Consider the following 9,547-nt stretch of genomic DNA (forward strand, 5'->3'; position numbering starts at 1 on the left):
ATGCAGTCTCAAGGCAAGATCGCCTGCAAGATCGTCGTGGCGAGCCAGCATTATCCGCCGGATCCGAGCACGACGGCGGCGATCATGGCCGAGATCGCCTGCCGCCTCGCCGCAGAGCACGAGGTGGTCGTGCTGTCGGGCTCGCCCGGCTCGCTGCCGGCGTCACAGACCGGCTGGGGCAAGCCGCGCGTCGTTGCCGTCAAGAACCGGATGGCCGGAAAGGCGGCGCTGATGCGGCGCGGCGTGTCCGAACTGCTGTTCGTGCTGCGCACGTTCGTCGCGCTGATACGGGAGCTTAAGGCAGGTGACGTCGTGCTCACCGTCACCGCGCCGTTCATGCTGCCTTACGCGGTCGCCGCCGCCGCAAGGCTCAGGGGGGCACGGTCGGCGCTGATCCTGCACGACCTGTTTCCGGACGTGCTGGTGATGGCGGGCCTGCTGAAGCCCGGTTCGATCGTGGCGAGGGCGATGCGCGCCGCCAACGCCTTGATGTTCCGCGCGCTCAACGCCGTCATCACCATCGGCCGCGATGCCGAGCGGCCGCTGCTGAGCTATTCCGGCATGACGCGGAACAAGATCCGCTTCATCCCGAACTGGGCGACGCTCGTGGCCGCGCCACGGCCGGTGACACCGGACAATCCGTTTCGCCAGGCGCTTTCGGCCCGCTTCATCGTCGGCCTGTCCGGCAATCTCGGCTTCACCCACGATCCGGAGATCGTGTTCGAGGCGGCGCGTCTGCTGAAGGACGAGGCGGACATTCATTTCCTGCTCTCCGGCTGGGGCATCGGTTTCGAGCGGCTGAAGCAGTTGCAGGCCGCCTCGAACCTGCCCAATGTCTCCTTTGTGGTGCGTGTCGAGGATTCCGAGCTTGAGGCGTTTCTCGCTGCCGCCAATCTCTGGATCATCCCGTACCGCAGGGACGTCGCGGGGGTGTCGGTGCCGAGCCGTTTCTATAATCTGCTGGCGGTTGGCCGTCCGGTCGTGCTGGTCTCCGAGCCGCAGGCCGAGGCCGCCTTGACGGTGGTGGAGAACGGGCTCGGCTGGGTCGTGACGCCGGGCCGCGCCGATCAACTCGCCGAGGCTATCCGGGCGGCGTCCCGCTCGGACGATAGCGCCATGGCGGCGCGTGCGGTGAAGGCGGCCGCGAAGTTCGATCGCGCCACCGCCATGAACGCCTATGCCGCCCTGATCGACGAATTGTTGCGCAACCCCGAGCTCAGGGAGCAACGATGAGCGAGAACAAGCCGATCGTGCTGGTGACGGGAGCGAGCGGTTTCGTCGGCCGTCACGTCGTGCCCGCGCTCGTGCGCGCAGGATGGTCGGTCCGCCGCGCGGTCCGCAGCCCGGAGGGCGTCGACGACGAGGTCGTGATTGAATCGATCGGCCCCGAGACCGATTGGCAGGCCGCGCTCGACGGCGTCGACGCCGTCGTTCATCTTGCCGCGCGCGTGCATCACAAGCACGAGGAGCACGCGGTCCAGCTCTACCGCAACGTCAACATCGCCGGCACGCTGCACCTGGCACGTTGCGCGGCGACGGCCGGTGTGCGTCAGTTCATCTTCGTCAGCACCGTTCTCGTGCACGGCCGCAGCAACGAAGGCCGGGCGCCGTTCAGCGAGGACGACATCCTGACGCCGCGCGGCCTCTACGGCATGTCCAAGGCCGCCGCCGAAGCGGGACTGAGGACACTCGCGCGCGACAGCGACATGAAGATCTCGGTGATCAGGCCGCCGCTGGTCTATGGCGCGGGCGCCAAGGGCAATTTTGCGCTGCTAACGCGTGCGGTGCATCTGGGACTTCCGCTGCCCTTCGCCGCGATCCACAATCAGCGCGCTTTCCTGGCCGTGCAGAACCTCTCGTCGTTCATCCTGCGCCGGCTCGCTTATCCCGACCCCGCGAGTAATTTCGAGATCTTTCTGGTGGCCGACAGTGAGCAGGTCTCGACGCCGGAATTCATCGGGCGTCTGGCCAAGGCGTCCGGCAAGAGCCCGCGGCTGTTCGGGATGTCGCCGGGGCTGTTGAGCTCGCTTCTCGGCGTCATCGGGCGGCAGGACACGCATGACAGCCTGATCGGCTCGCTCGAGCTCAACGTCTCCAAGGCGATCGCGACCGGCTGGCAGCCGCAGATCTCCCTCGACGAGGGTTTGCGGCTCGCGCTGTCGGCTCAGCACGCCTGAGGGCGGGAGAAGTGCCGCAACACGAAGCTGATTGCGATCGCGCCGGCGAGCAGGGAGACGATCGTGATCGCCGTCGAACCGGCGCGAACGGTCGCGATAGCGAGCAATGCCAGCACGAGATTGAGCGCGAACACCTCGCCGATCACCTGCGGGACTTTGAACCCGTTGTCGGTCGCACGCTGATAGAAGTGCGAGCGGTGCGCCGACCAGAATTGTTCGCGGCGCGCGACGCGGCGAAACAGCGTGATGGTGGAATCCGCGAGGTAATAGGCCGGCAGCAGCAGCGCAGCGGCCGGCTGCCCGTGCCAGGCGAGCTCGAGCAGACACCAGCCGAGGAGCAGGCCGATCGGCAGGCTGCCGACATCGCCTAAGAAAACTTTTGCGGCCGGCTTGTTGAAGGGCGCAAAGCCGAGCATGGCGCCGCACAGCGCCGCGGCAATCAGCGTAGCCGGCCAGGAGAGATCACCGAGCAATCCCAGCAGCAGTAGCGCGCCGGTCACCGGCACCACTTCCGCCACCGTCATCAGATCGAGCCCGTCCATGAAGTTGACGAGGTTCACGAACCAGATTCCGGCGAGCAGAATCAGGCCACGCTCCAGCGCAAGCGGCAGAGCCGGCACGATGTGCGCGGTCTCGGGCGAGGTGAATACGACCGCACCGACGGCTGCGGCTTGCAGCACGAGCCGCACGAGGACCGGCAGTGAGACGATATCGTCGGCAAATCCGACCAGCGCGATTCCGACCGTCGCGCCCACCAGTGCCTGCGGGATCGCGACATCAGCGACAGCGGCCCAGACTATTGCGACCAGCAGTGTTGCGGCGATCACCGCGATACCCGCGCCCTGCGGGGTCGGGATGCGATGTGAGGAACGCGCGTTTGGCCGCGCCAGCGCGTAGCGCTGGAGCAGGGGCCGGCTGATCCAGGTGATGAGCGCCGAAATCAGCGCGGCGATGGCGACGGCAAGCAGCGACGGCGCGACGGCGGTCACTCCGGCACCCCGATCGGCACCGACCCCTGCGCGGCTTTCTCCGCGCTGAGGATCCAGACTAGGCCGCCGAATGCGCCGACGATGAAGGAGACCGCGCCGAACAGCAGCGAGACGTTGACGCCTTCGTTTGCGGCGAGCCCGGCGAAGCCGAAGGCCAGGCCCATGGTCGCCTCGCGTACGCCCCAGCCCGCGATCGAGATCGGCATCAGGGTGATCAGCATGACCGGCGGCACCAGCAGGAAGACCTCGCCGAAGCTGACCGGAGCTGCGATCGACTGCACCACGCACCAGGCGATGACGACGGCCAGCACGTGAACGAGCAGTGACAGGATCGCGACACTCAACCCGCGCGAACGGCTGAAGATCACGCGGTTCGCGATCACGGCGCAGGCGTGGAGGTGGTGGGTCGCCCACCAAGTCTTCAGCCACGGCCATGTCAGCGCGCCGAAGACCAGGAAACCGAGGCCGCCCGCGAGCGCCGCAAAGTCGACGAGCAGCAGCGCCGAACGCCCATGCGGATCGGTGATGAGGGCGTAACTCCAGGGCAGGCTCGCGACGATGATGATCGCGAGCGCGATCAAACCGATCGCGCGGTCGACGAAGATCGAATAGGTCGCCGCACGCCATCCGGCGCCGGCGCGCGCAACCAGCCACAGCCGGACCGCGTCGCCGCCGATCGCGGAGGGCAGGGTCTGGTTGAAGAACGAGCCGATCACATTGTAGCGCATCGCGCGGCCGAGCTCGAGCGGCGCACCGCATTCGGCGCTGATCTCGCGCCAGCGCAGCACGCCGACGAAGATTTGCAGAAACGTGACCGCGATCGCCATGGCGATCCAGAACAGGCTGGTCGCGGTGAAGCGTGAAAACAGTTCGGACAGATCGACCTTGCGCAGCGCCAGATAGAGCAGCGCCGCGGAGATCAGGATCTTGGCCGTCGACAGCAGGATTCGGCGCATCTCGTCCGCATGAACAGGGTTTGTTGGGTTCACCCGACGCCAGGCGCCGATTAGGCCGCTTTGGTATGGTTTTGGCGCCGATCTTGCAATAGGCCTGATGAAGAGCCGTGATAAGGAGCCCTGATGTAGAGATGTTGCCGTGAGTTGCAGGGCTATTGCGACCCCCTCGATGCCGCGGGTAAAGAGGTGGCTCAGGCACTGGATCGGGTTTGGGGCCCCTTGGGAACAGGATGACGGATCAGGCGATTTTAGTCACGGGTGCCGCCGGCTTCATCGGCTTTCACGTCGCCCGGCAGCTGCTTGCCGAAGGCCGGCCCGTCGTTGGGCTCGACAATCTCAACAACTATTACGATCCGGCGCTGAAACAAGCGCGCCTGGAACTGTTGCGCGGCGATCCCCGCTTTTCCTTCGTGCAGGCCGATCTCGCCGACCGTGATGCGATTGCGGCGCTGTTCGCGCGACACGGATTTTCAGAGGTCGTGCATCTCGCCGCGCAAGCCGGCGTGCGCTACTCGATCGAGCAGCCGCACACTTACGTCGATTCCAATCTCCAGGGCTTTCTCAACGTGCTCGAGGGCTGCCGCAACAATCGCTGTCGTCATCTCGTCTACGCGTCGTCATCGTCCGTTTATGGCGCCAACACTAAACTGCCGTTTTCCGTGCACGACCGGACCGATCATCCCGTGAGCTTCTATGCTGCGACCAAGAAGGCCAACGAGGTGATGGCGCAGTCCTACAGCCATCTTTACCGGCTGCCGGTCACGGGCCTGCGCTTCTTTACCATTTACGGTCCGTGGGGACGGCCCGATATGGCTATGTTTCTGTTTGTGAACGCCATGATGGCGGGCAAGCCGATCCGGCTCTTTAACCATGGCAAGATGCGTCGCGACTTCACCTATGTTGACGACGTCACCCGTGTAGTATCCAAGCTGATCGATCTTGTGCCTGCGGACAATCCGGCTGCCGCAAATGCGCCGTCTCGGGTCTACAATGTCGGCAACCACTCCCCTGAAGAGCTGATGCATGTCGTCACCCTTCTGGAGCGGGAGCTGGGTCGGACGGCAATCAAAGAATTGCTGCCGATGCAGCCGGGAGACGTGGTGGAAACGTTCGCGGATGTCGAAGACTTGATGCGCGACACCGGCTTTGCACCGTCAACGCCGATCGAGCACGGGGTCCACAATTTTGTCGCCTGGTATCGGGACTACTTCAAGGTTTGAGATGACGATGGACAAACGCATTATCCCCCTGATCATGTGCGGCGGTGCTGGCACGCGGCTGTGGCCGGCGTCGCGCGAGGTGCGCCCGAAACAGTTCCTGCCGCTGTTCGGCACGCGCTCGACCTTCCAGGACACGCTGCTGCGCGTCTCGGACAGCGCGCTGTTCGATCGGCCGATCGTCATCACCAACGCGTCCTACCGCTTCATGGTGCTGGAGCAGCTGGCCGAGATCGGCATCGAGGCCGACGTGATCCTCGAGCCGATGCGGCGTGACTCCGGGCCGGCGATCGCCGCGGGCGCGGTGTTCGCGCAGAGCCGCGCCAGCGACGCCATCCTGCTGGCACTCGCCGCCGACCATGTGGTGCAGGACAATGCCGCGTTCGTCGCCGCGTGCCGCGAAGGCTTAGCTGCCGCGAGCACCGGACGCATCGTCACCTTCGGCGTCAAGCCGGAGCGGCCGGCGACTGAATATGGCTATATCAGCCCGGGTGAGGTGATCTCGGGCGAGGTGCATGCGGTCGCGCGCTTCGTCGAGAAGCCGGACGCCGTGAAGGCGGCCGATTACGTCAATTCGGGCTATCTCTGGAACAGCGGCAACTTCATGTTTCCCGCGACCCTGCTGCTCGACGAATATCGCAAGGTTGATGCGGCGAGCGTGCAGGCGGTCTCCGATGCCGTCAGCAATGCCGGCCGCGATCTCGGCTTCGTGACGCTGGAGCCGCAGGCGTTCGGCGCGGCGAAGGCGATCTCGATCGACTATGCGGTGATGGAAAAGACTTCGCGCGCCGCAGTGGTGCCGGTGTCGTGCGGCTGGTCCGACGTCGGCTCCTGGCACGCGGTGTGGGAGCTGTCGGACAAGGACGCGCAGGGCAACGCCTCGCATGGCAGCGCGGTGTTCGAGGACTCGCGCAATTGCAACGTCACCACCGATTCCGCGCTGGTCGCGCTCGAAGGCGTCGACGATCTCATCGTGGTGGCGACGGCGGATGCGGTGCTGGTCTCGCGCCAGAAGGATGCCAACGGGCTGAAGCGCCTGGTCACAAAACTCAAGACGGTTGCGCCGAAGGTCACCGAGGAGCATCTCAAGGTGCATCGGCCCTGGGGCAGCTACCAGTCCGTCGACAATGGCGAGCGCCACCAGGTCAAGCGCATCGTGGTGAAGCCGGGCGGACGCCTGTCGCTCCAGAAGCATCATCATCGTGCCGAGCACTGGATCGTGGTCCGCGGCGCGGCCCGGGTGACCGTCAACGAGACCGTGAAGACGGTGCACGAGAACGAGTCGATCTACATCCCGATGGGCGCCGTGCACCGGATGGAAAACCCCGGCAAGATCATGCTGGAACTGATCGAGGTCCAGACGGGCAGCTATCTCGGGGAAGACGACATCATCCGGATTGAAGACGACTATCAAAGGTCGTAACCAGCAAACTCCGAATCACGCGATCCGGGCCAAAAAGATGCTAAGGCCCGGGGAACGTGTAACTTTTTGAATCAAATCGTGTCCGGGCCAATATCGCGGCATTCGCCACAAATGTGGCGAGCGTGCTAGAAGCGGCCCGGGGTTTGGGTTGAATCGGGGTTCGATCAGATGAGTTCCAAGGGGTCACAACCGGCAAAGGCCGCATTGCGCGTCGGCGTCATCGGCGCCGGCGTGATGGGCAGCAACCACGCGCGCGTGCTGGCGGGGTTGCCCGGCGTCAGCCTGGTCGGTGTGGTCGATCCGTCGCCGGCGCATCTCGCGCGTACCGCCGAGCTTGCCAACTGCCAGGGCTTTGAGACGCTCGACCAGCTCTTTGCTACCGGCGTCGACGCCGTCACCATTGCAGCGCCGACCCATCTGCATCACGAGCTCTCGCTCGCCTGCATCGCCAAGAACATCCACGTGCTGGTCGAGAAGCCGATTGCGTCCACGGTCGCCGAAGGTCGCGAGATCGTCACTGCTGCGCAAAAGGCCGGCGTCACGCTGATGGTCGGCCATGTCGAGCGCTTCAATCCGGCGGTCGCCGCCGTCAAGCAGGCGATCGCGGGCGAGGATATCCTGTCGATCGCGATCACGCGCGTCGGTCCGTTCCCGCCGCGCATGTCCAATGTCGGCGTCGTCATCGATCTCGCCGTGCACGACATCGACCTGATCCGCTGGTTCACCGAATCCGACATCGTCGAGGTGCAGCCGCAATTGTCGAGCGCGATTGCCGAGCGCGAGGACATCGCGCTGTTGCAGTTCCGCACCGCCAGCGGCGTGCTCGCCCACATCAACACCAACTGGCTGACGCCGTTCAAGGCGCGTAGCGTCACAGTCGCGACCCGCGGCAAATATGTGATGGGCGATCTGTTGACGCGGCAGGTCACCGAGTGCTTCGGCTTCAAGCCGGACGGCAGCTATTCGATGCGGCATCTGCCGGTCGGTCATGACGAGCCGCTCCGCGCCGAGCTGATCGCATTCCTCAAGGCCGTGCGTCATGGCGAGGTCCCGGCGGTGACCGGCGACGAGGGCGTCGCCAGTCTCGAGATCGCCACGCAGTGCCTCGAGACGCCATCGCGGCCCGCGGCCAATTCGTCGTCAGCCCGCAAGGGCCCGCGCCGCATCGCCGGCTGATCCTCTTCGCATGTCGACCGCTCAAAACCCGCAAGGCGCCATGAACCAGCATCTGCGTTCCGATCCCATTCCCTTCATCGATGTCAGCTCGCAGCGCCGCCGGCTCGGCGCCTCGCTCGATGCGGCGGTCAAGCGCGTGCTCGACCATTGCCAGTTCGTCAATGGTCCGGAGGTCGCCGCGCTCGAGGCGCAGCTCGCGGCCTATTGCGGCGCCAAGCACGTGATTGGCTGCGCCAGCGGCACCGATGCGCTGCTGATGGTGCTGATGGCGAAGAATGTCGGCACCGGCGATGCCGTGCTGTGTCCGTCGTTCACCTTCATCGCGACCGCGTCGCCGGCGGCGCGGACTGGCGCTACGCCGGTCTACGTCGATGTCGACGAATCCACCTTCAACATGAGCCCGGAATCCCTGAAGCGCGGCATCGCGACCGCCCGCAAGGCCGGCTTGCGGCCCGTCGCGGTCATCCCCGTCGATTTGTTCGGACAGCCTGCAGATCACGACGCGATCGCCGAGATCGCCAAGGCCGAAGGCCTGTTTGTGATCGACGACGCAGCCCAGGGTTTTGGCGCGAGCTACAAGGGCCGCAAGCTCGGCACGCACGGGCTCGCAACCACGACCAGCTTCTTCCCGGCAAAACCGCTCGGCTGCTTCGGCGACGGCGGCGCGATCTTCACCGATGACGACGAACTCGCCGCCACGCTGCGCAGCATCCGCGTGCACGGGCAGGGCGCGGACAAGTACGACAACGTGCGCCTCGGCCTCACTGGCCGGCTCGACACCATGCAGGCCGCGATCCTGATCGAGAAGCTGACAATTTTTGACGACGAGATCGCCGCCCGCAACAGGGTCGCCGAGCGCTACGCGCGAGGACTGTCCAACGTCGTCACCGTGCCGCGCCTCAGCTCAGGCAACACCTCGGTCTGGGCGCAATACACCATCCGCCTGCCGAAGGGGACTGATCGTGACGGCTTTGCCGCCGCGCTGAAGGCCCAGGGCGTGCCGACCGCGATTTACTACGGCAAGTCGATGCACCAGCAGACCGCCTACAAGCAGTATCCGGTCGCCGACGGCGGACTGCCGGCCTGCGAGAGCCTGTCGCAGGACGTCATCAGCCTGCCGATGCACGCCTATCTGACCGAAGCCGATCAGGAGCGAATCATCGCGGCCGTGCGCGGTGCGCTTTCAACCTGATTTCGCTGTTCTTTCCCTCTCCCCCTGTGAGGGCTTTGCACAGAGGGGCGAGCGGGCGCTTGAGGTGCGTCGCGGGCTTTTTTGATGTCAGCCCGCTACAGTGAGCGGCATTTTGCTCATTTCATCCCCTGTTGTCCTCTGTTTTTTCATGCGGAGACGGACTCCTGGCGTTGTGCGGCCAATGCGCCGGCCGCACGCCGTAGGTTGTAGGCGCAGCAGGCCAGCACGATGTGCACCTGATTGCGCTCGAAGTTGAAGAAGCGCATCCGCCGGAGACCATAATGCTCCTTGAACACGGCGTACGGACGCTCGACGGCGGCGCGCACCTTGGCGATTAGTTTGTTGCGCAGCTTCTGCCGCGGCGGCAGTTCGGGATGATGCTTGTTGGGCCGATGCATCAGGCGGTCCTTGATGCCA

At 65.1% G+C, this 9,547-nt stretch carries 9 protein-coding genes; 6 read left to right on the forward strand and 3 right to left on the reverse strand.

Annotation, left to right across the window (positions count from 1 at the left end; all coding sequences use genetic code 11):
* Together UB31_RS39770 and UB31_RS39775 are read left to right on the forward strand one after the other, a co-directional pair.
* Window positions 1-1,233, forward strand: a complete 1,233-nt coding sequence (locus tag UB31_RS39770; RefSeq protein ID WP_045014715.1) for a glycosyltransferase family 4 protein — start codon at window positions 1-3, stop codon at window positions 1,231-1,233.
* Window positions 1,230-2,177, forward strand: a complete 948-nt coding sequence (locus UB31_RS39775) for an NAD-dependent epimerase/dehydratase family protein (protein ID WP_045014716.1) — start codon at window positions 1,230-1,232, stop codon at window positions 2,175-2,177. Before UB31_RS39770 ends, UB31_RS39775 begins: the two co-directional genes overlap by 4 nt.
* Here the strand turns inward: UB31_RS39775 and UB31_RS39780 are convergent.
* Window positions 2,165-3,166 carry an MraY family glycosyltransferase gene (locus tag UB31_RS39780; protein WP_045014717.1) on the reverse strand — a complete coding sequence of 334 codons (1,002 nt, stop codon included), beginning with the start codon at window positions 3,164-3,166 and terminating at the stop codon, window positions 2,165-2,167. The two genes, UB31_RS39775 and UB31_RS39780, sit on opposite strands and share 13 nt — an antisense overlap.
* Window positions 3,163-4,122: a lysylphosphatidylglycerol synthase transmembrane domain-containing protein gene (locus UB31_RS39785; RefSeq protein WP_045014718.1), complete on the reverse strand. Its 960-nt coding sequence runs from the start codon at window positions 4,120-4,122 to the stop codon at window positions 3,163-3,165. Before UB31_RS39785 ends, UB31_RS39780 begins: the two co-directional genes overlap by 4 nt.
* A 230-nt stretch (window positions 4,123-4,352) precedes the next feature.
* Between UB31_RS39785 and UB31_RS39790 the strand changes: the two genes are divergently transcribed.
* The 4 genes from UB31_RS39790 (at window position 4,353) to UB31_RS39805 (ending at window position 9,130) form a co-directional block, all read left to right on the forward strand.
* Window positions 4,353-5,342 (forward strand): SDR family NAD(P)-dependent oxidoreductase, encoded by a 990-nt coding sequence (locus UB31_RS39790; RefSeq protein ID WP_045001526.1) that lies wholly within the window; start codon window positions 4,353-4,355, stop codon window positions 5,340-5,342.
* 7 nt (window positions 5,343-5,349) lie between these two features.
* Complete coding sequence (locus tag UB31_RS39795; RefSeq protein ID WP_045014780.1) at window positions 5,350-6,762, forward strand: mannose-1-phosphate guanylyltransferase/mannose-6-phosphate isomerase; 1,413 nt, start codon at window positions 5,350-5,352, stop codon at window positions 6,760-6,762.
* Between the two features lie 168 nt (window positions 6,763-6,930).
* Window positions 6,931-7,938, forward strand: coding sequence for a Gfo/Idh/MocA family protein (locus UB31_RS39800; RefSeq protein WP_045014719.1), 1,008 nt, complete (start codon window positions 6,931-6,933; stop codon window positions 7,936-7,938).
* Window positions 7,939-7,978: 40 nt separating this feature from the next.
* The gene (locus tag UB31_RS39805) at window positions 7,979-9,130 is read left to right on the forward strand and encodes a DegT/DnrJ/EryC1/StrS family aminotransferase (protein ID WP_045014781.1); all 1,152 of its coding nucleotides are present in this window, start codon (window positions 7,979-7,981) and stop codon (window positions 9,128-9,130) included.
* A 146-nt stretch (window positions 9,131-9,276) separates the two neighbouring features.
* Here the strand turns inward: UB31_RS39805 and UB31_RS39810 are convergent.
* Window positions 9,277-9,547, reverse strand: a 271-nt coding sequence (locus UB31_RS39810; protein WP_045009670.1) for a transposase, incomplete at its 5' end; no start/stop codon positions are given.

This window comes from Bradyrhizobium sp. LTSP849 (genome assembly GCF_000938255.1).
Taxonomy (GTDB): domain Bacteria; phylum Pseudomonadota; class Alphaproteobacteria; order Rhizobiales; family Xanthobacteraceae; genus Bradyrhizobium.

What these genes read in the sequence shown, in the direction of transcription:
- UB31_RS39795 (WP_045014780.1), top strand. Translation starts at nt 5,350, where the DNA reads ATGGACAAACGCATTATCCCCCTGATCATGTGCGGCGGTGCTGGCACG.
- UB31_RS39790 (WP_045001526.1), top strand. Translation starts at nt 4,353, where the DNA reads ATGACGGATCAGGCGATTTTAGTCACGGGTGCCGCCGGCTTCATCGGC.
- UB31_RS39770 (WP_045014715.1), top strand. Translation starts at nt 1, where the DNA reads ATGCAGTCTCAAGGCAAGATCGCCTGCAAGATCGTCGTGGCGAGCCAG.
- UB31_RS39805 (WP_045014781.1), top strand. Translation starts at nt 7,979, where the DNA reads ATGAACCAGCATCTGCGTTCCGATCCCATTCCCTTCATCGATGTCAGC.
- UB31_RS39785 (WP_045014718.1), bottom strand. Translation starts at nt 4,122, where the DNA reads ATGCGCCGAATCCTGCTGTCGACGGCCAAGATCCTGATCTCCGCGGCG.
- UB31_RS39775 (WP_045014716.1), top strand. Translation starts at nt 1,230, where the DNA reads ATGAGCGAGAACAAGCCGATCGTGCTGGTGACGGGAGCGAGCGGTTTC.
- UB31_RS39800 (WP_045014719.1), top strand. Translation starts at nt 6,931, where the DNA reads ATGAGTTCCAAGGGGTCACAACCGGCAAAGGCCGCATTGCGCGTCGGC.